Annotated in this window: 25 protein-coding genes; 4 read left to right on the forward strand and 21 right to left on the reverse strand. The window is 64.7% G+C overall.

The features are described 5' to 3' along the window. The first annotated feature begins 8 nt into the window (after positions 1-8). Together ABWP92_RS00635 and ABWP92_RS00640 are read left to right on the forward strand one after the other, a co-directional pair. Complete coding sequence (locus ABWP92_RS00635) at positions 9-812, forward strand: exodeoxyribonuclease III (protein WP_353233403.1); 804 nt, start codon at positions 9-11, stop codon at positions 810-812. Between the two features lie 72 nt (positions 813-884). Beyond that, positions 885-1817, forward strand: coding sequence for an alpha/beta hydrolase (locus tag ABWP92_RS00640; protein ID WP_502907424.1), 933 nt, complete (start codon positions 885-887; stop codon positions 1815-1817). Here the strand turns inward: ABWP92_RS00640 and ABWP92_RS00645 are convergent. The 3 genes from ABWP92_RS00645 to ABWP92_RS00655 are packed head-to-tail and all read right to left on the reverse strand — an operon-like array spanning position 1799 to position 4802. Continuing rightward, positions 1799-2842 (reverse strand): phosphotransferase, encoded by a 1044-nt coding sequence (locus tag ABWP92_RS00645; RefSeq protein ID WP_353233405.1) that lies wholly within the window; start codon positions 2840-2842, stop codon positions 1799-1801. The two genes, ABWP92_RS00640 and ABWP92_RS00645, sit on opposite strands and share 19 nt — an antisense overlap. Then, on the reverse strand, positions 2839-3612 hold the full coding sequence (locus tag ABWP92_RS00650; protein WP_353233406.1) for an SDR family NAD(P)-dependent oxidoreductase: 774 nt from the start codon (positions 3610-3612) through the stop codon (positions 2839-2841). Before ABWP92_RS00650 ends, ABWP92_RS00645 begins: the two co-directional genes overlap by 4 nt. After that, positions 3609-4802 (reverse strand): acyl-CoA dehydrogenase family protein, encoded by a 1194-nt coding sequence (locus ABWP92_RS00655; RefSeq protein ID WP_353233407.1) that lies wholly within the window; start codon positions 4800-4802, stop codon positions 3609-3611. The genes ABWP92_RS00650 and ABWP92_RS00655 overlap by 4 nt, the downstream gene beginning before the upstream one ends. Positions 4803-5026: 224 nt before the next feature. Here ABWP92_RS00655 and ABWP92_RS00660 point away from each other — a divergent pair, with 224 nt between their 5' ends. Beyond that, positions 5027-5713 carry a GntR family transcriptional regulator gene (locus tag ABWP92_RS00660; RefSeq protein WP_353233408.1) on the forward strand — a complete coding sequence of 229 codons (687 nt, stop codon included), beginning with the start codon at positions 5027-5029 and terminating at the stop codon, positions 5711-5713. 51 nt (positions 5714-5764) lie between these two features. Beyond that, the gene (locus ABWP92_RS00665) at positions 5765-6034 is read left to right on the forward strand and encodes a VF530 family protein (protein ID WP_353233409.1); all 270 of its coding nucleotides are present in this window, start codon (positions 5765-5767) and stop codon (positions 6032-6034) included. Between the two features lie 40 nt (positions 6035-6074). On the opposite strand, the gene ABWP92_RS00670 is transcribed toward ABWP92_RS00665, so the two are convergent. The 18 genes from ABWP92_RS00670 to ABWP92_RS00755 all read right to left on the reverse strand — a co-directional run bounded on the left by ABWP92_RS00670 (position 6075) and on the right by ABWP92_RS00755 (position 26523). After that, the gene (locus ABWP92_RS00670; protein WP_353233410.1) at positions 6075-7076 is read right to left on the reverse strand and encodes a tripartite tricarboxylate transporter substrate-binding protein; all 1002 of its coding nucleotides are present in this window, start codon (positions 7074-7076) and stop codon (positions 6075-6077) included. 45 nt (positions 7077-7121) lie between these two features. Continuing rightward, positions 7122-7925, reverse strand: coding sequence for an amidohydrolase family protein (locus ABWP92_RS00675; protein ID WP_353233411.1), 804 nt, complete (start codon positions 7923-7925; stop codon positions 7122-7124). Positions 7926-8050: 125 nt separating this feature from the next. After that, positions 8051-9256: a LysR substrate-binding domain-containing protein gene (locus ABWP92_RS00680; RefSeq protein WP_353233412.1), complete on the reverse strand. Its 1206-nt coding sequence runs from the start codon at positions 9254-9256 to the stop codon at positions 8051-8053. Between the two features lie 60 nt (positions 9257-9316). Beyond that, positions 9317-10177: a fumarylacetoacetate hydrolase family protein gene (locus tag ABWP92_RS00685; protein ID WP_353233413.1), complete on the reverse strand. Its 861-nt coding sequence runs from the start codon at positions 10175-10177 to the stop codon at positions 9317-9319. 19 nt (positions 10178-10196) lie between these two features. Beyond that, entirely contained in the window at positions 10197-10976 is a 780-nt protein-coding gene (locus tag ABWP92_RS00690; protein ID WP_353233414.1) for an SDR family oxidoreductase, read from the reverse strand. 40 nt (positions 10977-11016) lie between these two features. Beyond that, positions 11017-12042: an amidohydrolase family protein gene (locus ABWP92_RS00695; protein WP_353233415.1), complete on the reverse strand. Its 1026-nt coding sequence runs from the start codon at positions 12040-12042 to the stop codon at positions 11017-11019. Between the two features lie 29 nt (positions 12043-12071). After that, on the reverse strand, positions 12072-13004 hold the full coding sequence (locus ABWP92_RS00700) for a VOC family protein (protein ID WP_353233416.1): 933 nt from the start codon (positions 13002-13004) through the stop codon (positions 12072-12074). Between the two features lie 12 nt (positions 13005-13016). Continuing rightward, positions 13017-13916: a substrate-binding domain-containing protein gene (locus ABWP92_RS00705; protein WP_353233417.1), complete on the reverse strand. Its 900-nt coding sequence runs from the start codon at positions 13914-13916 to the stop codon at positions 13017-13019. Between the two features lie 16 nt (positions 13917-13932). Further along, positions 13933-14895: a substrate-binding domain-containing protein gene (locus ABWP92_RS00710; protein ID WP_353233418.1), complete on the reverse strand. Its 963-nt coding sequence runs from the start codon at positions 14893-14895 to the stop codon at positions 13933-13935. After that, positions 14895-15755 carry an HpcH/HpaI aldolase family protein gene (locus tag ABWP92_RS00715; protein ID WP_353233419.1) on the reverse strand — a complete coding sequence of 287 codons (861 nt, stop codon included), beginning with the start codon at positions 15753-15755 and terminating at the stop codon, positions 14895-14897. Before ABWP92_RS00715 ends, ABWP92_RS00710 begins: the two co-directional genes overlap by 1 nt. Positions 15756-15777: 22 nt before the next feature. Beyond that, positions 15778-16815, reverse strand: coding sequence for a WD40/YVTN/BNR-like repeat-containing protein (locus ABWP92_RS00720; RefSeq protein WP_353233420.1), 1038 nt, complete (start codon positions 16813-16815; stop codon positions 15778-15780). 247 nt (positions 16816-17062) lie between these two features. Next, positions 17063-17797, reverse strand: a complete 735-nt coding sequence (locus ABWP92_RS00725) for a maleate cis-trans isomerase family protein (RefSeq protein WP_353233421.1) — start codon at positions 17795-17797, stop codon at positions 17063-17065. Positions 17798-17805: 8 nt separating this feature from the next. Further along, entirely contained in the window at positions 17806-18801 is a 996-nt protein-coding gene (locus ABWP92_RS00730) for a Bug family tripartite tricarboxylate transporter substrate binding protein (RefSeq protein ID WP_353233422.1), read from the reverse strand. Between the two features lie 55 nt (positions 18802-18856). Beyond that, positions 18857-19990, reverse strand: a complete 1134-nt coding sequence (locus ABWP92_RS00735; protein WP_353233423.1) for a porin — start codon at positions 19988-19990, stop codon at positions 18857-18859. A gap of 389 nt (positions 19991-20379) precedes the next feature. After that, complete coding sequence (locus ABWP92_RS00740) at positions 20380-24924, reverse strand: DUF7948 domain-containing protein (RefSeq protein WP_353233424.1); 4545 nt, start codon at positions 24922-24924, stop codon at positions 20380-20382. A gap of 87 nt (positions 24925-25011) precedes the next feature. Next, positions 25012-25539, reverse strand: coding sequence for a phage tail protein (locus ABWP92_RS00745; RefSeq protein WP_353233425.1), 528 nt, complete (start codon positions 25537-25539; stop codon positions 25012-25014). Between the two features lie 4 nt (positions 25540-25543). Beyond that, positions 25544-26047, reverse strand: coding sequence for a phage tail protein (locus ABWP92_RS00750; RefSeq protein ID WP_353233426.1), 504 nt, complete (start codon positions 26045-26047; stop codon positions 25544-25546). After that, positions 26047-26523: a phage tail protein gene (locus ABWP92_RS00755; RefSeq protein WP_502907426.1), complete on the reverse strand. Its 477-nt coding sequence runs from the start codon at positions 26521-26523 to the stop codon at positions 26047-26049. The genes ABWP92_RS00750 and ABWP92_RS00755 overlap by 1 nt, the downstream gene beginning before the upstream one ends. Between the last annotated feature and the right edge of the window lie 85 nt (positions 26524-26608).

Raw genomic sequence — 26608 nt, forward strand, 5'->3', positions numbered from 1 at the left:
ATTCATCCTTGTTCAAGTTAACCAGCCTCAACCTCAACGGCATTCGCTCGGCAGCATCCAAAGGCGTGCTGGAATGGTTGGACCAGAGTCGCCCGGATTGTATTTGCGTACAGGAAATCAAGGCTCAGGCCGCCGATATTGCCGACAAGTTCGAATCGATCGGGGGTCTGCGCGGGCACTTTCACTTTGCGCAGAAAAAGGGTTATTCCGGCGTCGGCGTGTACTCGCGCGAGGAGCCCAGCGACGTGGTGATCGGCTACGGATCCGGCGAATTCGACGCCGAAGGCCGCTATGTGGAGGCGCGCTTCGACACGCCCGCGCGCAAGCTCTCGATCATCAGCGCCTACTTTCCCAGCGGCTCATCCGGGGATCTGCGCCAGCAGGCGAAATTCCGTTTCCTGCTCGAATTCCACCAGCATCTGATGGCGCTGAAGGGCGAACGCGAGTTCATTCTCTGCGGCGACATCAATATCGCGCACCAGCAGATCGACCTGAAGAACTGGCGCAGCAACCAGAAAAACAGCGGTTTTCTGCCCGAGGAACGTGACTGGATGACAAAGTTGTTGCACACAACTGATCCCACCGGCGGGCTGGTGGACGTGTACCGGCTCCTGCAGCCCACCGCGACCGACACCTGCTACACGTGGTGGAGCAACCGTGGCCAGGCGTATCTGAACAATGTCGGGTGGCGGCTGGACTACCACCTGGCCACACCGGCGCTCGCGGCGCTGGCGCGCACCGAGGAAATCTACAAGGAGCGCAAGTTCTCGGACCATGCGCCGATCACTGTCGGCTATGACTTCAGGCTGTGACGCGCCGCGGCCCATGCGAACGGCGTGGATGCACGCATAATGGATGAGACACATTCTCATTCATGAACAAGGATGGCTGGCTTGACTCCCAAGACCCTTTCCCGCCGCATGCTGCTCGCGGCTGGCGCCGGCAGCCTGCTCGGCGGCTGCTCCGTGGCCGCCCGCAGGCCGGGCGACCCGCTGCGCGACGCGCCCCCCGTGAGCCTTCCCCGCAGCCATCAGGTGGATATGCGGGACGCCGCGACGGGGCATGTGCGGCGCATCTTCGTGCAGGTGCCCGAACAGCCCGCGCCGAACGGCGGCCACCCCACGCTGTACGTGCTCGACGCGAACGCGGTCTTCGTCATGGCCGCGCAGATCGCGCGCAACATGGGCAACCGTCCTCCGGGATTGCGCCCCGATCCGCTGATGATCGTCGGCATCGGCTATCCCACCGAATCCTCCATGGACCAGCAGGCCCGCAAGCGCGACTACACGCCGCCGCCCGCCACAGAGCCCGGAACGGGCGGCGCCGAGGAATTCCTCGATTTCATCCAGAAGCAGTTGCAGCCCGCGCTGCGGGCCGCGTGGCCGACGGACGCATCGCGCCAGACCCTGTTCGGCCATTCGCTGGGCGGCCTGCTGGCGGTTCACGCGCTCGCCACGCGCACGCGGATGTTCACGCGGTACGCCGCCGCCAGCCCGTCGCTGTGGTGGAACGGCGGCAGAACGCTTCAGACCGTCGAGGGCTGGCTCGCGCGCGCGCCCGCCGAGGCGGCGGACCGGCCCCAGGTCCAGCTGCGCGTGGGCGCGCTGGAGCGCGCGGCCCGCTCGCATGACCCGCAGCGCGCGGCCAAGGCGTCCGAGCGGCTCATGAACGAGCATGCCGAAACCCTCGCGGCGCGCCTGTCGGCCGGGCGCATCCCGGTCGATTTCAAGGAGTTCCCCGGCCTGGACCACGGCGGCGTCATCATGCCTGCGCTGACGGATGCCGTCCTCTTCGCTGCTCAGCGCAGCGCCATGTAGCGTTGAGCGGCTTCCCAGCCCAGATCGGCCAGAGGCCCTGCCTTGCGGCCGGTTTCCGCGGCATTGTCGGCGGCTGCGTTGCCATCGGCCGCGCGCTGCGCGATGCCGTGCAGGATGGCCGCCATGCGAAACAGGTTGTAGGCGATGTAGAAATCCCAATGCCCCGCCGCGTCACGGCCGGTCGCGTCGCCATACCATTTCACGTATTGCGCTTCATCCGGAATGCCGAGGCTGGCCAGATCGAGCCCGCCGATGCCGCGCCAGAGATCGTGCGGAATGCGCCAGCCCATGCACTGGTATGCCAGATCGGCCAGCGGATGGCCCAGGGTGGAGAGCTCCCAGTCGAGCACCCCGATCACGCGCGGCTGCGTGGGATGGAACACCAGGTTGTCGAGCCGGTAGTCGCCGTGCACCAGGGTGGTCTCGTCGCCTGCCGGAAGATGCTCCGGCAGCCACTCCATGAGTCTGTTCATGGACGCATTGACCGGCAGAGTGGACTCGCGGCACTGGCGCGTCCAGCGCGCGATCTGGCGGCTCACGTATTGGCCTTCCCTGCCATAGTCGCCCAGGCCGACGGCCTTGTAGTCGACCGAATGCAGGGCGGCGATCACGCGGTTCATCTCGCGGTAGATGGCCTCGCGCCCGGCGTTGCCCATGCCGGGCAATGCCTGGTCCATGAACACGCGGCCCTGCAGGAACTCCATCAGATAGAACGGCGTGCCGATCAGGCTCGCATCCTCGCAATAGTCGAGCATGCGCGGCACCGGAACGCCGGTGCCGGCGAGCGCCTTCATCACGCGGAATTCACGGTCGATGGCGTGCGCCGATGCGATCAGCGTTCCCGGCGGCTTCTTGCGCAGCACGTACTGGCGGTCCTTGCCCGCATGGATCCGGAACGTGGGATTGGACTGCCCCCCGGCGAGTACGCTTACCTCGATCGCATCGGTATCCGCGAGCCCCTTGCCGCGCAAATACGCGGCGAGCACCTCGGCGGGCAACTGCGTGGCGATGTCGTGCGCGCTCATAGGCCGCTCACCAGGTGAGCGCCGTCCACGGCGACGGTGGAGCCCGACATCGCCGCGCCCGCGTCGGACGCGAGCAGCAGCAGCGGCCCGTCCAGATCGCTCAGCTCGCTGAAGCGGCGGCTCGGAATGCGCATGCGCAGCTTCTCGCCCGGCTCGCTGGTGAGAAAGTCCCGGTTCAGATCGGTGATCACATATCCCGGCAGCAGCGCATTGACCCGGATGCCGTAGCGTGCCAGCTCCAGCGCCATCGCCTTCGTGGCCTGGATCACCCCTGCCTTGGAGATCGCATACGGAGCGACCCCGCCGCCCACGCGCTCGCCCAGGATCGACGCCACGTTCACGATCGCGCCTCCCTTTTTCGCGGCGACCATGCGCCGCGCGCCCTCGGTGGCGACGAGCCAGTTGCCCTTGAGATTGGTATCGATCACCTGGTCGAAATCATCCTCCGTCTGCTCGAGCAGCGCGCGCGTCACGGTCACGCCCGCATTGTTGACCACCACATCCGGCACGCCCCATGCGCCAACGGCGTCAAAGCAGTCCTTCACGCTGCGCGCATTGCTCACGTCCAGCGAAAACGCACGTGCCTCGCCGCCGGCGCGCACGATGTCCTCCACCACCGATTGCAGCTTGTCCGCGCGCCGCGCGGCCACCGCCACCTTCGCTCCCTGGGAGGCCAGCATTCGCGCGAAATGCGTGCCCAGGCCGCTGGATGCGCCCGTCACCAGCGCCCATTTGCCGCTCAGGCTGAATTTGTCGAGAACGCCGCTCATGCCGAACCCTCCGCCAGCGCCGCCGCCTTCTCGGCCATGTGGACCAGCTTGCGCGCCATGCTCCAGCGATGCACTTCGCTCGGGCCGTCGTAGATGCGGAAGGCGCGCATGTCGCTGAAGATGCGCATCACCGGCGTCTCGCCGGTCACGCCCTGGCCTCCGAGCATCTGCACGCTGCGATCGACCACGCGCCATTCGGCTTCGGAGCAGATCACCTTCGCGCGGCTCGACTCGTAGTTCCCCTTCTCCCCCTGATCCAGCAGCCACGCGGTGTGCCAGATGTTCAGGCGAGCGGTGTGCAGGTCCATGTCGTTGTCGGCCAGCATGAAGCCCACGCCTTCGTGCTCGGCCAGCGGCTTTCCGAAAGCATGGCGCTTGCGGGTGTATTCCAGCGCCGTTTCATGCGCGCGGCGCGCCTGCCCGAGCCAGCGCATGCAGTGCGTGAGCCGCGCGGGCGCGAGGCGGACCTGCGCATAGCGAAATCCCTTGCCGATCTCACCGAGCACGTCGCTCGCGGGCACGCGCAGGTTGTTCAGGCGCAGCACGCCGTGGCCGCCGGTGAAGCACGAATCCATGGCATCCATGCTGCGCTCCAGCACGATCTCCGGGCGGTCCATGTCCGAGAGGAACATCGTCGCCGAGCCATCCTCCATGCGCGCCATGATGATCGCGTAATCCGCGCCTTCGGCCCCGGTGATGAACCACTTCAGGCCGTTGATGACGTAGTCGTCGCCATCCCTGACCGCCGTGGTCGCCAGCATCGACGGATCGGCGCCCGCCCCCGGCGAGGGCTCGGTCATCGCAAAGCACGAACGGGTCTCGCCCGCGACCTGCGGACGCAGCCAGCGCTCCTTCTGCGCCGCCGTGGCGACCTCCTCCATCAGGTGGATGTTGCCTTCGTCCGGCGCGTGGATGTTCATCGCCGTCGGGCCAAGCCACGAATAGCCGGCCTCCTCGAACACCACCGCCTTCTCGATGTGGGTGAGCCCGAGTCCGCCCATTTCCCTGGACGCATGCGGCGTGAGCAGCCCCGCGGCCCTGGCGCGGCCGACCAGCTCGCGGCGCAGTTCCTCGCTCGGGCCATGCGCCGACTGGCGCGGATCACGCTCCAGCGGAATCACCTGCTCTGCGATGAAGCGCCGCGTTTTTTCCTGCAGCTCACGCAGTTGCGGGGAAAGCGAAAAGTCCATGAAGACCTCCTGACATGGTGGATTGACAGTCATTGAGCCAGCGCAAGTTCAATTATTCATAACTGAATTTCAACCTGGATTGTTCAACAATATTGGAGCACAACAAACACCTGTCCAGCTATCCTGTTGGCGACAGCCCGCCTTTCTGGCACACCCTTTCTGCGGAATACTTGTCGGCGCCCCCGCGCGAGGCGGGGCGCCATCCACTCCCATCCGGCATTTTTATGAACGACACCATGATCGAGCAAAGCGATGAGGCGGCGCACGCCGCCACCGATGGCGCGCGCAGCGCTTCCGGCAGCGTCTTCTACGGCATCATGAGCGGGCTCGAGGCCCGCACCTTCGTTCCGGGCCAGCGGCTGGTGGAGGTGGATCTGGCCGCGCAATATGGCGTGAGCCGCAATTCAGTGCGCGAAGCCCTGCAGCGGCTCGCCGCCGAGGGCGTGGTGGAACTCTCGCGCAACCGGGGCGCGGCGATCCGCTCGCTCACGCTCAGGCAGACGCTGGAAGTGCTCGACGTGGCCGAGCGCATGACCGGACTGCTCGCCCGCAGCGCGGCGCAGGGCATCGCGGACGGCCACCCCGGCGGCGCCATCGAGGCAGCGCTGGACGATCTTTCACGGGCCGACCAGGCCCACGACGGCGAGGCATTCACGCGCGGACGGCGCAACCTCTACCGGGCCTTGCTGCAAACCAGCGGCAGCCAGGAACTGCGGCGCCTCTTCCCGGCCATCCAGATGCCCGTCGTCTATGCCCAGCACCGCCCGGCCACGCTGCAGAAGGTGCGCATGCGCGACTATCGGGTCATGTGCGATGCCATCCTCGCGGGCAATGCGTCGGCGGCGGACAAGGCCGCCATGGCCCACGTGCAGAACGTGCGCGCGGCCATCGTCCGCGGGACCGCCACGTAGCCGCTGCGGCGGAACGCCCCGGACACCCGGCGCATGCGGGACAATGACGCGATGACGACGCCCCCGCCCTCCCCGCCCCAGCAGCCGCGCAACCCGCTCCACGGAGTCACCCTCGAGCGCATGGTGACCGATCTCGCCGCCTATTTCGGCTGGCGCGAGCTGGGCGAGCGCATTCCCGTTCGCTGCTTCACGCATGACCCCAGCGTATCGTCGAGCCTCAAGTTCCTGCGCAGGACGCCCTGGGCGCGAGACAAGGTGGAGGGGCTGTATCTGTTCATGCTGCGCGAGCAAAGACGCGAGGAGCAGCGGCGGGCGCAGTGAGCCGCGCGCCGCCGCATGCTCCGGGCGCGGCCCGCCGCGATCAGGAATCCGGCGTGAAATTCAGCGCCTGCACCGCCTTCTTCCAGCTCGCCCGCTCCCGCGTGATCGTGGCCTTGAGCGCATCGGGCTCGCCCCACTGGGCTTTCTGCAACTGGCGGCCCATGGATGCCTGGATGGCGGGATCGGCCAGCGCCTGTTGCAGCGTCTTGCGCAGATGCGCCACCGTGGCGTCCGGGGTGCCGGCCGGGGCGAACACCGCGATCCACACGCTGCGCGCGTATTCGCCAAAGCCCTGCTCATGGAACGTGGGCACGTGCGGCACGAAACGGCTGCGCTCCTCGCCCGTCGTGCCCAGGATGCGGATCTTTCCAGCGGCGGCAAACTCCACCACGTCCTCGAGCGGAACGACCACCGCCGACACCAGCCCGCCCTGCAGATCGAGCACGGCGGGGCCGGGGCCGCGATACGGCACGTGGTTGACTTCGGCGCCCGCGATGCGCGCCGTCATGCTGCCCACGAAATGCGGCATCGAGCCCGCGCCCGGAGAGCCGAAATTGGCCTGCGCCGGGTTCTTCTTGCTCCATTCGAAGTAACCCTTCAGATCCTTCACGCTCTCGGGCACCATCGGCCCCACCGCCAGCGCCAGATCGAACGAGCCCAGGCTGCCCACCACGATCAGGTCCTTGTCCGGATCATAGGAAAGCTTCTTGTAGGTCACCGGATAGACGGTAATCGGCGAGGACACGCCCACGTAGATGTTGCTGCCGTCCTTGGGCAGCGTCTTCAGGTAATTCACCGCGATCATGCCGCCCGCGCCGGTCTTGTTCTCGACCATGCTGTTGACCGTGTAGCCGGGCCTGAGCACCTCCGCCACCTGGCGCGCTATGTTGTCCACGAGCGACCCCGCGGGCACGCCGATGACCACGCGCGTCATGCCCAGCGCCTCCTGCGTCGCCAGCGCCCAGGGCGCCACGCCCATGGAAGCGGCCGCCGCTGCGGCCATGCCGCCAAAACGGCGGCGATTCATCATGTTGTGGTTCATTGCTTGTCTCCTTGTTTTCGATGAACTCCTGCGAGTTCCAGTGGGTTACCGCCAGTCCAGCAGGTCCAGCATGTTCCGCCCCATCACGCGTTCCAGATCCCGCTCCGTGAGGAAGGGAAGCTGTTCGCGGAAATGGGTGACGCATTGCGCATAGGGGTGGTGCAGCCGGCTCAGGTCGCTGCCCCACAGAACGCGTTCGGCGCCGAAGGCATCGAAGACGGCCTTGAGCGGCTCCTCCAGCGACTTGAATGGGTAGGGATCGATCGCATAGTCGCCCACGCCCACCGCCTTCACGCGGATGTTCGGCAGGCTCGCCAGTTCGAGCAGTTGCGGCCAGTGCCGGAACGCCACCGGACCGACGGATGCGCGCGGCACGCCGAGATGATCGACGACGATCCGCAGTTTCGGATGATCGGCCGCGACCTTGCGCGCGATCTCCAGATGACCCGGCACCAGCAGCGCCACGGGAATGCCCGCCTCCTCGGCCACCGACCACAGCGGATCGAGCAGTCCGTCGAAATAAGGCTGGAGCCGCTCGGGCGTGTTCAGCAAAAAGCGCACGCCGCGCATGTGCGGCTGAGAGTGCCATTCACGCAAAGTCCGCGCCGCATCCGGCTGCGCGGGATCGAGCAACCCCATGACCGAGAACCGCTCGGGCATCCGCGCCGCGATCTGCAGCGCGTACTGGTTTCCGTTCGGATCCCACAGCGGCGGAACCAGCACCACGCGATCCACCTGGGCGGCCGCCATTTCCTGCAGCAAAACGGACTGGTCGATCGGGTCGCGCCGATGGTGTCCGGTCGACGTCCCCGACGACCACGGATGGACTTGTGCGTCCACAATTTTCATACTCAACCTTGCGGGATAAAAAGATGACACATCCGATGCTAGCCATCGCCGGATCAACGGTTGATAAGAACTTGGAGGGCAGCCATAAAAAATGGCTGCACCATTTCTCGAGGCGCGGCGGGCGCTCAGCGCTTGCGCAGGAACTGCGCGCTCCTGGCGAACGCGTCGATGAAATACTGCTGCGATTCGTTGAGCGTCCGGCCCCGCACCTTGCTGATTCCGACCTGCGGCTCCTCGCATTCGAAATCGAAGGGCAGCGGCGCCAGCAGGCCGAAATGCCGCTCGCTGAGCACCTCCACCCAACTGAGCACGGTGAGCATGTCGGAGTCGGCCAGCGTGATGCGCATGGTCGATAGCGAGTAGGTCTCGATCTGCGCTGGCGGCAGCGTGGTCTCGGAGAACAGATGCTCGTAGGCCAGCCGCCTGGGCGAGCCCGCGGGCGGAATGATCCAGGGATACCGCTGCAGGTCCTCGACCGTGATCCGCTCCTTCTTGTGCAGCGGATGCCCGCGCCGCGCCACGATGCAGTACGACTCGTTGTAGAGCGGCTGCTGCGCGAGCCCCAGCCCCGCGCTCTGCTTCTTGATCAGTCCGACGATGAAGTCCAGCTCCTCGCGCAGCAGCTTGTTCACGAGCTGCTCGTGGGTGCCGCTGATCACCGAGATGCGCACGTCGGGATAGCGCTCGCGCGTCTCCTTCATCGCATTCACCAGCAGCATGGAGGGATCGAGCAGCATCACCCCCAGCGTGATGCTCTTGTTGCGCGGATAGTTGAAGCCGCGGATCGCATCGGCAAGCGCGCCGATCTGCGCCTCCGCATGCTTGAGCCGCGCGGCCAGCTCATCGGCCAGTCCGGTCGTGCGGATGCCCGAGGCGGTATTGCGGTACAGCGCACAGCCCAGGTTGGACTCGAGCGTGCGCGCCGAGCGCTGCAGCGATGCATCGGTCACGCCCAGCTTGGCGGCCGCGCCCCGGAAGGAATGGCATTCATGAATCGCAATCAGCGCCTGCACCTGCGAGCGCGTCATGCGCGCGGCCACCGCCAGCGGCGCGATCTTGCGCTCGCCCGGCAGCAGCTGCATGGTCTCGGCCAGCCATTCCAGGATCTTCTTGGTGCGGATATGCGCCGCCACCCCCACCTCGGTGAGGTAGATGCCGGTCTTGTGCCGCTCGAACAGCGTCGCGCCCAGCGCCTTCTCCAGCGCGAGGATGCAGGTGGTGATGGCCGGCTGGGTGCGCAGCAGCTCCTGCGCGGCGCGCGTCACGTTCTCGTTCTCCGCGACGCATTCGAAAACTCTGAGCTGCCAGAAATTGGGAAGATTGTTGGTCATGGGCGCATCCACCGCGGTGAGAATCCATCGCCCATGATCGATCCGAATGACTGGGCAGCGTCAGGAGGCAATCACCCGGTTGGCGAGTTTGCCGATCCCGTCGATTGTGATCTCGCAAACATCGCCCGGTTTCATCCAGATGGGCGGTTTGCGCGAAAACCCTACGCCGCTGGGCGTGCCGGTGGCCAGGATGTCGCCGGGCTGCAGCGGCGCGACGGTGGATGCATATTCGATGAAGGCCGCGATCCTGTGCAGCATGAGGTCGGCCAGGTCGGACTGCAGCACCTCGCCGTTCAGGCGCGTCTCGATGCGCAACCGGTAGGGATCGCCCACCTCGTCCGCCGTCACGATCCACGGGCCGATCGAGCCGCTGCGGTAGAAGTTCTTGCCGGGCGTGATCTGGCGGGTGTGGAACTGCCAGTCGCGCACGCTGCCGTCGTTCAGGATGGTGTAGCCCGCGATGTGCTCGAACGCATCCTGCGCGGCAATGCGATGGCCGGGTTTGCCGATCACCACGGCCAGCTCGCCCTCGTAGTCGAACTGCTCGCTCACGCCGGGATGCCACAGGTCCTCGCCGTGCGCCACGAAGCTGTCGTTGAAGCGCGCGAACATCGCGGGCTTCTTGGGCAGATCCTGCACGCGACCCGCGGATTCGACCTCCTTGTGATGCTCGGCGTAGTTCACGGCCAGGCACCAGATGTGCTCGGGGTTGGTGATGGGCTTGAGCAGCTTCACGTCGGCCAGGCTCAGGCTCGGCGGGTAGTCCGCCAGGTCGCCGATCTGGCCGAGCCCTGCCGCGATCAGGTCTCGCAGCGTCGGATGGCGGGCCGCGAAATGCGGGCCCAGATCCACCACCTGCGAATCACCGACCACCGCGCCGTAGCTGGCGCGGCCCGCATGTTCAAAGCTGATGAGTTTCATGAGATGCGTCCTTGTTTTCCTAGATCAGCGCGGCATACGAGCCGCCATCGAGTTGCAGGTTCTGTCCGGAGATGAAGCTGGCCTGCGCGCTGCACAGATAGGCGCAGGCGTCGCCAAACTCCTCGGGCCGCCCCAGGCGCCTGGCGGCGATGGTGTTGGCGATGCGCCTGCGGGCTTCCTCCACCGTGATGTCTTCACGCTTGGACATGCGCTCGGCCATGAAGCGCTGGCGGTCGGTATCGAAGCGCTCGGGCAGCATGTTGTTGATGGTGACGTTGTCGATGACCGAATCCTTCTGCACCGACTTGGACAGCGCCGTGAGGCCCGCGCGCACCGCCGCCGACAAGCCCATGGTGGCGCTGGGCGACTTCACCATCGCCGAGGTGATGTTGATGATGCGGCCGAACTTGCGCTCGCGCATGCCCGGCACGTAGGCCTTGATCAGCATGATGGGCGCGAGCATGTTGCCCTCGACCGCATCGCGCCAGTCGTCGTCCGACCAGTCGGCGATCTTGCCGGGCTCGGGGCCTGCGTTGTTGTTCACCAGGATGTCGGCGTCGGGGCAGGCCGCGAGAATCTTCGCGCGCCCCTGTTCCTGCGTGATGTCGGCCACGAGGACGTGCGGACGGTTGCCGGTCAGCGCCTCGATCTGGCGCGCCGCCTCGAGCAGCTTGGCCTCGGTGCGTCCGTTGATCCAGACCTCGCAGCCCTCGCGCGCCAGCGATGTGGCGCAGGCCAGCCCCAGCCCTTGCGAAGATGCACAGACGAACGCCTTCCGGCCCTTGATTCCCAGGTCCATTTTTCTCTCCTGAATGGTATGGATGGTTTACCGCGCGCGATCAGCTCGCCAATGCCGCGAGATGCGCCTTCAGGCGCGGATAGACACGCAGCACGTTTTCCTTGAACACGGCCTCGCGCTGCGCGGGCGTGAGATGCGGCGTGCCATCGATGTAGCGGCGCGTGTCGTCATAGTTGTGGCCGGTCTCCGGATCGATGCCCTTGACCGCGCCGATCATCTCCGAGCCGAACAGGATGTTCTCGGCCGGCACGACCTTGGCGAGCACGTCGATGCCCGCCTGGTGATACACGCAGGTGTCGAAATAGACATTCTTCAGAATGCCCTCGGTCAGTTTGCCCAGCCCCATGTCCTGCGCGAGGCCGCGGTAGCGGCCCCAGTGATAGGGAACCGCGCCGCCGCCATGCGGGATCACGAAACGCAGCGTGGGGAAGTCCTCGAACAGCTGCGGCGCGAGCAGGAACTGCATGAACGCCGAGGTGTCGCCATTCAGGTAGTGCGCGCCCACATGGTGGTGGCAGGGGTTGCACGAGCTGCTCACATGCACCATGGCCGGTACGTCGAGCTCCACCATCTTTTCGTAGAGCGGGTAGTAGGCCTTGTCGGTCAGCGGCGGCGCCTGCCAGAAGCCGCCCGACGGGTCGGGGTTCAGGTTGCAGGCGACGAAGCCCAGCCCGGTGACGCAGCGCTCGAGCTCCCTGACGCTCGCGGCGATGCCGAAGTCCGCCGCGCTGGCCGATTGCGGCAACTGGCATACGCCCACGAAATTCCGCGGGTACAGCTCGCACACGCGCTGGATCAGGTTGTTGGCCACTTCGGACCATTCCACGCTCTGCTCGGGCGTTCCGAGATGGTGGCCCATCTGGCCGGCGATCGGCGAGAACAGCGTGAGGTCCAGCCCGCGTTCGCGCTGGAACCGGATCTGCTTTCCCTCCAGCCCCGCGCGCAGTTCGTCGTCGGAGATGGCGAGCGGCTCGCCCAGCACGCCCGTGCCTTCCAGCTGCTTCTTGCGCCATGCGTGCAGCGCGGGGGGAACGGTCGTGAAGTGACCGTGGCAATCGATGATCATGTTGAATGTCTCCTGCAGTGGGGCTGCGCCTATCGCGCCGCGCCCGAAAGAATGGGCGATGCCTGCTTCACGAAGCGCTCGGGCGGAGCCTCCCCGCTGTCATGCACCATGCCCGAGCCGATCTTGATTTCGTTGAAGCCGCTGTGCGCGTTCATCTTCTCGGTCGAGGACCAGTGTTCGTGCATGACGTTGAACGGCGACATCCAGTAGTCGAAGATCTGGCTGCCCAGCGCGTGCCGGCCGATGCCGCGCACATGGTCGTACTTGAGGCCGTGCAGGTAATCGCCGCCGGTGAAGATCTCATCGACGCGCTCGACCTCGAACGAAGCATGATGCAGCCCGTTCTTCTCGCCGCGAAAGATGAACAGCACGTGGTGGTACACCGGGTCTTCTCCGCAGTCGGTGCGCACGAAGCGGCCCAGGGTATTGCCGGGCTCGCCGATGTACAGCTCGTCCGTGGGCAGGAATCCGAAGTTCTCCTGGTACCAGGCGATGGTCTCGGCCAGGCGCGTGGTCATGTAGGCCGTGTGCACCAGCTTCTCGATGCGCGCGGGGCCATGGTCCTTGCTCGCGCCGCCGCTGCCGCGCAGCGGATTGCGGCGCGGCAGCTCGTCCACCGCGGCGCGGCCCTGCACCAGCTCCACGCGCAGGCCATTGGGGTCGTGCAGCACCAGGCGTTTGCCGCCGCCGGGCTCGTCGATGGGTTCCACCTTCGCGCCAAAGCGCTGCTCGAGCGACTCGATGGGCACATCGGGGTTCACCTCGTAGCCCACGCCGATCACGCCGCTCTCCCCGAGTTCCGTCACATGGACGAAGGGCGCATCCGCAATGCCGCGCATGTACAGGCGCCTGTCGTCGCGCAGCACCCGCACCAGCCCGAAGTCCAGCAGGAATTTCTCCTGAACATCGAGGTCCGGCGCGCCCAGGCGCACATATGCCACCGAAGAAACGATTCCGGGCATCTGACTGTCTCCTTAATTCTTTTCCAATACATTGCGCACGTCGCCGTAGAGTTCCTCCGGCGAATAGCGCTTGCTGATCATCTGCTGCTCGAACGCGTAGTCGATCACCTTGCGCAGCGAGGCATCCAGCGCGTCGAAGCCGAACGGCTGCAGGTCACGGCTCGCCGGCGCGGGCATGTCGCCCGCGAGCGCGCGGCTTTCGATGAGCATGCGATAGATCTCCGCGACGGCACGTGGACTGGTCTTGAGCAGTTCGTCCTTGACCACCACCACATGGTTGATGGGCACCACGCCGGTGCGCTCGCTCCATGCCCTGGCGGCCTCGAGCGGAGACGCAATGACATGGCGCAGCCTGTCCTTGTTCTCGATGGCGCCGCCGGCGATGATCGCGTCCACCTGGCCCGCCAGCAGCGCCTCCTCCAGGCTCAGCGACTTGTCCATGCCACGCACCCATTCGGGGTCCTTGTACTCGGCAACGTGCGCGCCCTGCTGGCTCCACCAATGCACGTCCCGCATGTCGATGCCGTATTCATCGCAGAGAATCCCGCGCACCCAGGCGGGCGTGGTCTGCGAATACGAGCGCATCGCCACGCGCCTGCCCTTGAGCTCTCGCGGACCGAACTCGTCATCGGCGCGCGCATAGAGGCTCTTGTGATGGAAGTTTCCGTTCATCACGAACGGCAGCAGGCGGTAGCGGTGGCCCGCATCGAAGGCGAGCAGGTAGGTCACCACGGCCAGTTCCGCCACGTCGAACAGGTGCGCGCGCACCACGTCCTTGAATGCGGACTGCGCATTGTCCACCGGCGCTATGTCGAGTTCCACGATGTCGGATGCCACCTGTCCGGCCTTGAGCGGGGCTGTCTTGGGATAGGTCCCGAACATCGCCTTCAATGACGTTTTTTCGTTTTGCATGTTCTTTTGCTCCCCCTCACTTCCAGCAGGCCACCTGGCCGGCCGCCGCATGGCGCGGATCGATGAAGATGTCTTCGGCCGCGACCTCCCCGCCCACCAGTCCCTGCTGGTGAGCATAGCGGATCAACGCCTGCAGCGAAGCCTGGTTTTCCGCGAATCCATAGGGCAGCGGATCACCCACGTACTGGCGCAATTTCAGATAGCGCCTGTCGTCGCCCGACGGCTCGGCGCGCGACTCCAGCGACTGCAGGTAGGCGTCCTTGGAGCGCGTGAAATGCCCATACAGGGCCAGCCCGATCCCGGGGTGGCGCTCGAGCACCTCGTTCCTCACCACGATCACGCCATGGATCGGATAGATGCCCGTGCGCTCGAACCACCGGCGCTCCACGCTGGCCGCGTCCGCCACGAGATCCTCCATCTCGACCTGCGCGTCGCCCGCGCCTGCGAGGCCGTCGAACGCCACGTCGATCTCGCCCGCGTTGATCGCATCGGCGATCTTGCGGCCTTCAGGCAGGCGCTGCACGTTGGCGGGCAGCGCCATGTCGTCCAGGTTCTCGGCCTCCTCGGTGACCCACTGCACCTTGCCCGCGTCGAGCCCGTAGTCATCGGCGAACACGCCGCGCGTCCACACGGCCGCCGTCACCGAATAGTTGCGCACGCCGACCTTGCGGCCCTCGAGCTGCCGGGGGCTGTCGATCACGACGCCCTTGCGCTTCTTGATGCCCGAGTGGCGAAAGCGACGCGTCATCGGGATCGGCAAAGCGGTGATCCGCGCGCCGCGCTCGAGCGCCATCAGGTACATGGTCGGCGCCATCTCGCAGATGTCATAGGGCTGGGTGCGCGCCATGTCGCGGTAGGCATCGGGCATGCGCTTGATATCCACGAAATCGAACACAACGCCCGGCATCGCCTCCCGCAGCTGGCGCACGCCTTCGAGCTGCGCGTGCTTTCCCAGCACGGTCTTGAGACTATCGGCCATCACAGCCCCTTGACGATGTTGCGGCCCGTATCCAGCGCCGAGAAGTCGCGGCGCGGATAGCTCATCAGGAAACGGTAGCCCTGCTCGATGATGCCCTGCGCGTTCTGCCGGGTCATGTGCGGATGGCCCACGGGCACGTTGAACGCCCTGCCCACCTCCAGCACATGCGCCATGTGCCTGAGCAGCTCGGGGTTCTCGTAGTCGCGCGGGCAGCCCAGCTCCTGCGTGAGATCGCCCTCGCCGATCAGCAGCACGCCGATGCCCTCGACCTCGCGGAGCATCGTCTCGATGTTGTTGACGCCCTGCACATCCTCGATCATCAGCGCGACCAGGATCTCGCCCTCGGGCACCAGCGGCCACACATCGGCGCGCTTGTAATACTCCTGCTGCGACAGGCCCCAGTAACGCGCCGCGGCCATCGGCGCGTCGCCGCGCAGGCCCGCGGGCTCATAGTGATCGCGGCCGGGCAGGCGCGGATAACGGCAGGCCGCCACCGCGTTGTAGGCCTCGGCGCTGTTGCTGATGCGCGGCCAGACGATGCCATAGGCGCCCAGGTCCAGCGCCTGCTTGGCAAGCCACTGGTTCATCTCGCTGCCACTGGCAGGAATGCGCACCATCGGCGTCATCGGGTTGGCCAGCGAGCCCATCTTCACGATCTGCTCGCGCTGCAGCAGAAACTGCATCGCCGTGCGCAGCGCCGAGATGTCCCACGGGTTGTGCTCGAGCTCGAACACCAGTCCGTCGTTGCCCGACTGGCCAAAGTTGACCGCGTTTTCGATCTCCGCCTGCACGAACGATGTGAATGCGATACCCGGACCCGACTCCAGCGCGCGAATAATGCCATTGAGGCGCATGCTCATTTCTCCACCAAAATACAGAAAATCAAATCATCGCCACGCAAAATGCATCACCCGCATCGGATGGCAATTGCTTTTCAAACCAGTTTTCCGCGCCATCGAAGGTATAGAAAACCTGGCCGCCACGCGTCACGGAAATGACGCCATCACCATTCTTGATATGAACATTGATGCCCATGATGGTGCTTTCCGGATTCACCTGAGAATCGGCGCGCCGCCAATTTCGTCCAAGATCGTCGCTGGTATAGACAGCACCGGCGTTGCTGCGCGAGGAAATACTGAAACACGCATAGAGTTTCTCTGGCTTTCCTGCCACCACGCGCAGATCGCGGCAATAACTGAAAGGAGCGAAATTGCGGACTTTCAAATCCTCGAAGGTCTTGCCAAGGTCGTTGCTTTCGAATACGCCCATGCGGCACAGGTAATACACGGCATCGGGCCTGGCCGTCGATGTGGTCACCGCATGCGCGTCGAACATCCCCTCGGCCTCGTCATCCGTCTCGATCTTGCTCTTGAGCACGGGATCCCTGGCAAGCTCGACCAGCGCCCCGGTACGGGCATTCCAGGTCTTTCCGCCGTCCTCGCTCAGCATGAAACCATTGATTTCGGCAATGCCGTAGAGCACCTTGTCGTTGGTCGGATGAAATGCCAGGCGCATCACGCGCGAGGCGCCGAAACGGATATTGAAGCGCTCCGGATGATTCACCTGGCATGCCGTCCAGGTTTCACCGCCATCCAGGCTCTCGAACACGCCAATCGGAGAGGTGCCCGCAAACAGATGATCCGGGTTGCGCGGGTCAAATTCGATGGACCAGAACTGAATACCCTCCGGCGCATGCACGTTGCGCCATCCCAGGCCCTTGTCGGTGGATTTGAAAATACCTTTTCTCGTGGCGGCGAAAATAATATTCTCATTGACCGGATGCTGGACAACCGCCTGCACTGCGGCATTATCAGGAATATCACCCACCTTGACCCACTCCTTGCCATGCTCCATTCTGTAGAGCGAGCCAATGGCATTTTCCCGGGTCACCGCCGTTCCTGCAAAAAGCACCTTGTCCATGCATATCTCCTGAATTTGATGAATCAATTCTAGGAATTCACGATTTCAGCGGCCAATCAATTTGAACGGCTATCCATAAATTTTTGCTGAATGAATTCGCGCCACCGCCAGGGCATGGCGCGGGACGAAAAAAAGGCCCCCACGCTTCCCCGCTGCGCGTGGTCCGCTGCCCCCGAGGGGGTGATTTTTGGGCGACAAAAAAAGGGACCGCCCGGGTCCCTCAAGAAGCACTCGCATTTCCTCTCTGTCAATGTGTGAACAGCCGCCCCGCATCCGGCAGGTTGCCGCTCCAGCCCACCTGCCGCAGCGCATCCCAGAGCACGGCCTGATTGCTCGTCACCACCGGCACGCCGAGCTTGTCCTCGAGCTCCCGCACCGCCTCGAACGCACGCACGTTCGCGCATGACAGCAGGATCGCGTCCATGCCCGGCACCGCATGCTGCAGCGCGTGCGTGACGAGCTGCGCGGGCGGCATCAGCGCGGCCTGGCGGGCATCGACGAAATTCAGTCCCACGGATTGCAGAATCTCCAGGCCGTCGGCCTCCAGCGAGGTCCGCTCGTCATTGGAGAACTTGTCCGCGAACGGGCAGACATGCACGATCTTTGCCGCGCCCACGGCCTTGAGCGCGCGCTTGATGGCCACCATGGTGTTGGACGACTTCACGCCCAATTCCTTTTCCATGCGCTCGGCAAGCGACCAGTCGCCCCGCGCGCCGTTCGAGACACTCGCGCCCGTGCAGTTGAAGGTGATCACGTCCGCGCCAAGGTCCTTGAGGTAGCCGGACTCATCGATGGCCTCCAGGTGCGCGCGCAGCAGACTGTCGCGCGTGACCACTCCGCCCTCCTTGCGCAGGCGGATGCGGTGTACGTGGTAGGCCACGTCCTCGGGGCAGAACTTGCGGAAATCGTCCTCGCCGATGGTGTTGAGCGACGGCACGACCATGCCGATGCGCTGCTTTTTCTTGTCTTCACTCGTTTGCATGTTCAAAGTCACTTCTGCTTGGCCGCGCCGGTTTCCTCGATGATCTTGCCGTAGCGCTGGATGTCGCTGGCGATCAGCTTGCGGAATTCCTCGGAAGAACCGTACAGGCGCTCGTTTTTCTGCACCTCGAAGAATTTCCCTGATTCGGGATCATCCAGAATCGCCCTGATCTCGCGGTTCAGCCGCTCGACGATGGGCGCGGGCGTGTGCGCGGGCGCCAGGATGCCCATCCAGTTGACCACCTCGAAGCCCGGCAGATGCGCGGCCTCCGCGATCGTGGGGATGCCCGGCGCCATGGCGCTCGGGCTGGCCGTGGAAATCGCCAGCATCTTGAGGCGGCCGGTCTTGGCGAAGGTATCGGCCGATGCGTAGCCGCTCGAGACCATGTCCACCTCGCCCGCCACCGCCGCCTGCACCGAGGCCGGCGTGCCCGCGTAGGGAATGAAGCGTATGGGCAGATTCGCCTCCTTCACGAACATCGCCATGCCCAGGTACATGGTCGTCGATCCGCTGATCGCGCCGTAAGTCAGCTTGTCGGGATGGGCCTTGGCATAGGCCATCATCTCGGGCAAGGTGTTGAACGGCGCATCGGCGCGCGCCGCGATACCGTTGGGAGCGGTCGCCACGGGCGCCACCGGGGCAAAGTCCTTGAGCGCATCAAACGGCAGGTTGGGGTAGAAACCCGGATTGATGGCATGCGCGACGCTGGTGAACAGCAGCGTCTGCCCATCGGGCCTGGCGCGCGCCACGACCGCCGTGCCGATCGCCGCGCCCGCGCCGGGCTTGTTCTCCACGACCACCGGCTGGCCGAGCCGCCCTTCCAGCTTCTTGCTGATGTAGCGGGCCATCAGGTCCACGCCGCCGCCGGGGGCGAACGGCACGATCAGGTTCACCGCGCGGGTGGGATAGCCATCCGCCTCGGCGCTCATGGCGTTTGCGCCAGACAACACCCCGCCCACGGCCATGACGCCCGCGAGCGCCGCCTTCTTGTTCCAATTCCACATGCTTTGTCTCCACTGGGCGACGCCGGCTTGCAATACGGCGCCGCCATGCACTGCCTCAGAAATAGTGCTTCATGCCCACCGTGATCAAACGGGTGTCGTTCTTGTAGATCGCCGGATTGCCGTCGCTGCCTTTAAGATCCGTCACGAAATCGGCGTACAGCGACGTGCGCTTGGACAGCGCATACTGCGTGCCGACATTCACCACGAACGCATCGGTGCCGTCCACGATGCCGTAGGCCCCGGTGCCGTTGGTGCTGTGCTGGCCGAACTTCAGGTACGGCTCGAAGGCGCCCATGCGATAGGCGCTGGTCAGCGCCCAGGACTTGGCGCGGGTCCATTTTGCAGATGGGCCCGAGGCGGTTTCATATTGGTAGATGGCGCCCACGCGCAGAGCGCCGAATTTATACGTTCCACCCAGGCTGGTAAGCGCGCCCTTGGCATTCCACAGCGGATCCGGGCGAACCTCGGCATAACCAATGCCGATGAACAGATTCTGATCCTGATATGTCAGCGTCGCATCGACGTGATCTCCAGATCCATTGGCCGGATTTTTCCCAAGCTCACCCATGGAATACATGACTTTCGCCTGGAAACCGGAAATACGTGAGCTCACATATTGAATCGCATTATTCTTGCGATTCGATTCAGCGCTTCCCGCCGTGCCATTTCCACCCGAGAAAACAGAAATACCTTCATTATTATTACCACCCCGCCCGGGACTTCCGGATATCCAGCGCCCCACGGTCGCCAGATCTCCGTTGTACATGATGCCCGTGCCGTTGAAGCCGCTGCCGCACCAGTGCAGATCCACCTGGCACAGCAGATTGGCGGACCCCGTCAGATAGCGGCCGAAACGCACCTCGCCCCATTGCGCGCCGGACAGGCCCACCCAGGAATTCCGGTTGAAGAATCCGAAGCGGCTGGTCTCGCCCGTGTCCACTGCGGGGGCCATCTCCAGCATGAAATTGGCCTTCAGGCCGCCGCCCAGGTCTTCCTTGCCGGCAATAATCAACCGCGATGTTTCAAACGCGCCATTCTGCAGGCGATTGACGGTATTGCCATTGGCGCTCTTGTAATTCTGAATACCCGCATCCAGCACACCCGAAATCTTCAATTCAGACTGCGCCTGTGCTGAAATCCCCACCGCTCCCAATAGCCCCAAAGCCACCCATCGATATTGCAATCGCATATTTTGTCCCCGTAAGAATTATTCAACCCGCATGCGCCAGAATTCAAAACTCATGCGCTGCGGTAATTCTCATCAATTGGAGGCATGAAGTCCCATACAAAATGGGATGCATCTATAAATTTGTACTGAACAGCGGTTTTCTCAGGGTTTTCCAGCAAATCGGAAGCGGACGGAAAACAAGGGGCCGGATCTCCATCCATGGAGCCGTTTCGCGCCAGCGGGCGGGATGGCCCGGCGAGCATGCCGCATGTGCGGCGCCGGATCGCCAGGCCCGCAGGCACCCCGCCATAGGGGGGGTGCAGGAACAGGGTATGCGCAGGAACAGGGTGTGCGCCGGAAGAATCCGCGCCGCCCGCAAGCCTCAATGGCTTGCGGACAGACCCGGTCGTTCAATCCGTGTGAAAGCGCCGCGGGCCGGATCGCTGGCGCCCCATCGCCAGACCCGACAGCAGCAGGCTGAGCAGCCCCAAGGCCAGCGCGCCCAAGGAAGGCACGGGCGTGGCGCCGGTGGGCCCGGGTGCCGCGCTGTTGATGGCAACACCACCGGGATCGGTGATGAACGAGTTCGCCAACAGATCACTGTCGCCCAAACCACCATCGGTCACCGTCAGCGTGACGGTGTTGCCGGAGATGGTGACACCGGGCAGCCGGTACCAGTGATCAGTGGGGTCGTCACTTGTCTTGCCGTATTTCCAATACTGCGCACCCGCGGGGAAACTCATGGGGTAGGTGAACTGAATGGTTGCCGCGGACCCTTTGAGTCCGTTGATGGCCGTGAATCCGAACAGACCTGCGGGGAACGTCAAATTGGCTGGAGGAACAAGGTCGGTGGACACCTGAAAACCCGTCACATCCCAGCCCGGTACGTCACCTGGCGGGCCAAAGATCCAGCCATCGCCCGAAATCTGCGCGGTGGCCAGGCCCTGAGGCAGGGTGCCGGTCACCGTGCTGGAAGTCCCCGCGGGCAGTGTCACCAGAACGCTGGCGTCCATTTCGGCGGCGGCATGGCTCTCGTCTCCCGGCTGTGAGGCCGTGACCGTGCACGTGCCTGCCGTGTAGAACGCCAGCGTCGTTCCCGTGACCTCGCACACGCGGGTCGTCTTGGAGGTAAACGTGGTCACGGTCAGCCCCGGGATGTCGGACGTGGCACTGAGCGCCACATCCGCCGCGCGCAGCACCAGCGGGCCTGCTGGGAGACTGAACGTGAGGGTCTGCGAAGCCTTGCCGACGCTGATGGTCACGCTGTTGGAACTGGTCGCCGCATCGTAGCCGCCCGACGCGGCATTGCTCGCATTGATTTCGCACGAGCCGATGGCCTTGCCCGTGACCAGCCCCGACTTGGGGTCCAGGGTGCAGGCATCGCCGCCAGCCACCAGGGCGTAGGTGTAGTCGATCGTGCCGCTGCCGCCGGCGGCCGTCACGTTGGTGCTTCCATTCAGGGCGATGCTGGTGCTGGCGGCGCTGATGGTGATTTGCGCCTGGGCCTGATTGACGATGTTGATGGTGGCGGTGCTGGCGGGGGAATCCAGATAGTAGGCGTCTCCAGGCATGACCGCCTGCACGACGCAGGCGCCAGCGGAAACCGCCGAGATCGTGTTGCCAAAGAGCGTGCAGACCCCAGGCGCGCCGCTGACGATGGAGTACACCACCGCGTTGTTGGTCGAGCCGCCTGTAAAACCAAGGAGCGCTGTCTGTCCGGCTTGCACAGTGGAGCTTGGCGCCGTGATCGCGAACGCCTGTTGCTCTGCTTTGTTCACGGTGATCGTCACGTCGCCCGATCCGGCTTCATAGTTGGCGTCGGCGGCTTGCGTTGCCGTCACCACGCAACTGCCCACCCCCGATGCCGACAGCACGTTGCCCAGAACCGAGCAGGGGCCGCTGGACACCGCATACGAAATCGCACCGGTGCTGGCGTTCGGTGTCACACTCAGTTGCGACGTCTGGCCATAGGCGATGGTGGCGGGCGTTGCCTGCACGGCAAGTATTTCCCCGCTGGCCTTGGTGACGGTGATGACGGTGGACGCGATGGCGGGAAAGTAGTTGTCGTCACCGGCTTCGCTGGCGTTGATCGTGCAGGCTCCGGCGGTGAGCGCCTCGACTTGCGTGGCGCCGTTGATGCGGCAGACGGCGCTGGAAGAGGGGTCGACCGTCGCGGTTTCCGCGCCGCCGGACAGCGCGCCCGTGAAGCTCAATGCCGAGAATCCGCCAACCGGCATGCTCGAAGGTGCGGCGGTGACGGCGAACAAGGGTTGTTGCGCCTTGGCCGTCGTCAGTTCAATGGTCCAGGATGCGGGGTTGTAGTTGGTGTTGCCCGGGTTGGTCGCGATGACCTTGCACGCGCCCTGGGCCTTGACAGCGGTGACCTGGTTGCCGGACACCGAACAGTAGGTGGAGGCATTCGCGTCGGCGGGGTCGAGCTCGTAGACCACCTGTACGCCGGTCACGCCGCCCGACGGAGTCAGCGTGACGCTGGCCTGGAAGGGCACGGACGTGCTGCTTGCCGAGACCGTGAAGTCCGTCTGATCTGCTTTGAGATTGGTCAGCGAGAAATCGGTCGTGGCGGCTCCGCTCGTGGCCACCACGAGATAGGACCCGGCATACCCATTGGCCTTCACGCCCGTGAGCGTGGCATAACCGTCCACATCGGCCGTGGCGGTGTGCGTGCCGGGCATGTTGGTGGAAGGCGCGTTGGCGACGGCGGGCGCGGTGAAGTTCACGATCACGCGGGGAACCGGCTGGCCCAGCGAGTCTTTGACCAGCACCTTCAGATCCGCGTAGTCCTGCAAAATGATGGCGCTCTGCGTTCCGCCGCTGTCCTGAATGTCGAACGTGACGGGCGGGCCATATGAATCGATCCGCCGGAGCTCGCCTCGCTGCACGATGCCCGGTGATGCGCTCGACGCACCGCCGGCGTACAGCACGGGACGGCCGAAGGGCCGGGTGGTGGCGTTGATATCCACAGCCTCGGCGGCCAATGCGTTGAAGCTGTCCATGCCGGACGCGCCGATCAGCCCCCAGAATTCGGGGGTGTTGGACGCAGCCGTGAAGCGCGCGAGAAATCCGTCCTGTCCTCCCAGGGAGACATTGGAGAGGCCGCCCGCGCTCCCGGTTCCCGTCAGGTTCGTCAATGCGCCCGTCGAGTTGCCGATCACGTAGTAGCCATCGCCCACCGCCGCGACCGCGGTGGCGCTGTCGTATCCGCTGCCGCCCAGATACCGCGCGGACAACACGGACGCGCCACTGGCGGCAAGGCGCACCACGAAGCCATCCATGCCGCCGGCGAACGTGTTGCCGGCCACCGCATTGATGGGGAATCCCGAGGCGCTGGTCTCGCCGACCACCAGCACGCTGCCGTCCGCAAGAAGCCGGGCGCCCAACGCGCGGTCGCTGGTCACCTTGGCGGCGTCGTACGAGCCCGTGAGGAGGGTGAAATATTCATAGGCATCGCCCGTCGGATTGACGCGCGCGACGAACCCATCGGCCATATCTCCGTTGGAGTCGCCATCCGCGGGCCGGGCGTTGGGGACCTGGTTCAGGCCTGGCACGCCCGTGGGCATGCCGGCGGATGTCGAGTCGGTCTCTCCAGCCACGATGACGGCATTGGTTCCTGGATCGACTGAAATCGCGTGGCCGATATTGACGGCGCCGTCGCCATTCAATGCCCGAAAGTATTCGAATGCCTGCCCGTTTGCCGCCACGCGCGCGACAAACGCGTTCTTGCCGGTGCTGCTCCACGGGGTCGCGGAAGAGCCCAAGGCGCTCGGGGTGCAGACGCCCGCGGCGCAAGTCGGCGTGGCGAACCCGGTGATGTAGAGGCGGCCCGCGCCATCGACCGCCACGGCGTTCGCCTGATCGTCACCGGCGCCGCCAAACAGGCTCGACCACACCACGGTGTTGTCTGCGGGGTCGATCTTGGCGAAGAAGCCGTCTTTGTCCGTGCTCGTCTTGCTGCCGTGCAGGTTGGCGTCGGTGCGTGTTCCCTGCGTGGGGAAATTGGTGGATTCCGTCACTCCGCCGATATAGACGGAGCCGTCCGGGCCGAGGGCCAGGCCACGACAGCTATCGTTGCCATTGCCGCCAAGAGTGAACCGGCTTGAGGACCCGTCGCCGTTGAATCGCGCAACAAACGCCTTCTGAAGCCATCCATCCTGCGTCGTGCCGCACACCCAGGTGGTCTTGCCGGCGACATCCCGCGCGACGGCGTTCACCACATCGTTCACGTTGTCGCCCACCAGGCCCGCCGGAGCCGCCCATGCGGGGTCGACCACCAGCGGCAAGGAGGTGTCGTAGTCGCCCAGCGTGAACGTCACGCGCCAGGTGCCGGCATCCACCGGCTGCAGCACATAGCCCGCCGCAACCCGCACCCGTTTGTTGCCAACGGTCTGGTAGGCAACAGGAGCGCTATCGTGCAGGGTCGTGCCGTTCACACGCCACTCCAGCGCCCCCTCCGGCGTCATGCGCGCGGATTCGGCGCCCGCGATGCGCAGCGCCACCTGCCGGGCATCGGCGCCCGCCGCCAACTCGAACTGGTACTTCAAACCGGTGTCCGTGCCCTTGAAGACCGCATCCACCCCTGGCCAGACACCACGGTAGGCCAGCTCGGCGTAACCCGCCCGGTTGCGCACCCAGTCACTCTGCGGGCCCACAAAGGCGCTATACGACGATGTCGTGATCTTCTGGCCCAGCGGCGCGGAAGAGGCGCCGCCATCAAAGGCGTAACTCAGCCCCGCATGCACGCCAATGCTCTTGAGCCGGACCGGCTGGCTCGCAGGCCCCTGCTCCATGCTCACGCCACGAGCGTCAAAGCGAATGGAGCCGCCCGCCGTATTGACGACGTAAAGCGGCTCGGTCTGAGACGGCGAAAGATCAATGAAGCGGCCGCTGCGCTCGGCGAGGTCACGTTGAACCAGTGGCTCGCTTTGCGCATGGGCCATTGACGCGCTCAGAAGCATTGCAGCGGCGAGTAGGGAGTGATGCATGGCGCGTCGAAGAAGTGGTGGGCGGTGGCGAGATGGCGGCAATCAGGACCGCGGAGGGAAGACACCCTGCAGCGCGATGCAGAAATACGCCGTGAGATAGGGCGGCAGATTGTTGTGCGGCATTCCTCCTCCCACAGGGGCGACCTGCTGCGGCGACATCCTGGTCAGACTGCTTGCGGGTGTCGTGGCATAGGCACGGGTAGGGGCGGACCCCAGGGCCGATGTGCCGGAGGCCGACGTCACCGCGGCGTCGCCGGCCAGACCGGTCTTGACCATATGGGTATGGCTCGGAATCTCGGATTCCAGCAGCGTGACCGTATCGGAGCCACCCGTCTCGCCCAGGTCATGCAGCGAGAGCCCGGCCCCCTGGCCGGGATGCATGGGCATCCGCCCCTGCAGATCAGGCAGCGCGAAATTGGACTTTCCATCACCGCCGTACGTGGTTCCCAACAGGGAAAACAAGGCGGTGTTCTGTGAAAGGGGCAGCAACTGGCCATCGCACCAGGCCCAGCCGCGGGGTGCGAAGTTGAACGGGAAAATGCGGATTTCCGCTACAAAGGGATCTGCCATGATCTCAAGTCGGTGAGGGAAAGATGCCTTGCAGGGCGATGGTGAAACTCAGCGTCAGGAAGGGCGGCATATTCACATGCGCCTGAGAAGCGCCCACGTTCGTGACGCTGGCGGGCGTCAGGCTGACATCTGCTCCAGGCGCATAGTGTCCGAAGGCCGCTGCAGGAATATGGGTGCTGCTGGCACTGTTGGAGCTGCGGTTGCCTGGCGCCTCGGAGGCATTCACCAGATGGGTGTGGGCCGGCAGCTCGCCGATGCTGAGCGTATGCGCCTGTTCGCCCGCGCGTTCTCCAAGCGCATGCCCGTTGCCGACATGCATCGGCATGCGCCCTCGAAAGTCCGGTAGCGCGAAGTTGACACGCCCGTCCCCACCGAATGTCGTTCCAAGCAGCGAGAAAAGTGCCTGGTTTTGATTGATGGGTAACAGTTGCCCGTTGCACAACGCCCAGCCCCGCGGAGGGAAGGCGAAGGACATGACGCGGATTTCTGAGAGGAATGGTTCAGCCATCAGTTTTCATTCGGATAAATGCCGTACAGCGAGATGATGAAATTCACGCAGAGATACGGCGGGAAGTTGTCATGTGGCTGGGAGCCTCCGGTGGGATCGAGGGCGCTCGGACCCAGAGCCCCCTCGGGCGCTTGCGTATTGGCAAACACCTTGTGATCGCGATGGCCGGCGAATACGCCATCCTTGGGCGACGCCTGTGAGCCCGTTCCCGAGCTTGCCAGGAGCGCATGGGAATGGGAAGGAATCTGATTGACGGAGAGCGTCACGGCTTCCACGCCGCCGGTTTCCGCCAGGATGAAACCACTTCCTTGATGCAGGGGGATGCGTCCACGCAGATCGGGCAACGCGAAAGTCTCCTGGCCATCGCCGCCGTAGGTGGTGCCGATCAGCTGGAAGAGTGTTTCCAACTCGGAAATCGCCAGCAATTGCCCTTCACAGAACATCCAGCCCGCGGGCGCAAAATTGCCCGCGAATATTCGAATTTCACCGACATAGGGCTGTGCCATAACGAAAGGACGACGCCGATGACGCCGCATTTTGTTTTAATTATTTAAATTCTAG

The organism is Diaphorobacter ruginosibacter, assembly GCF_040396215.1.
GTDB classification, from domain to species: Bacteria; Pseudomonadota; Gammaproteobacteria; order Burkholderiales; family Burkholderiaceae_C; genus Diaphorobacter_A; species Diaphorobacter_A ruginosibacter_A.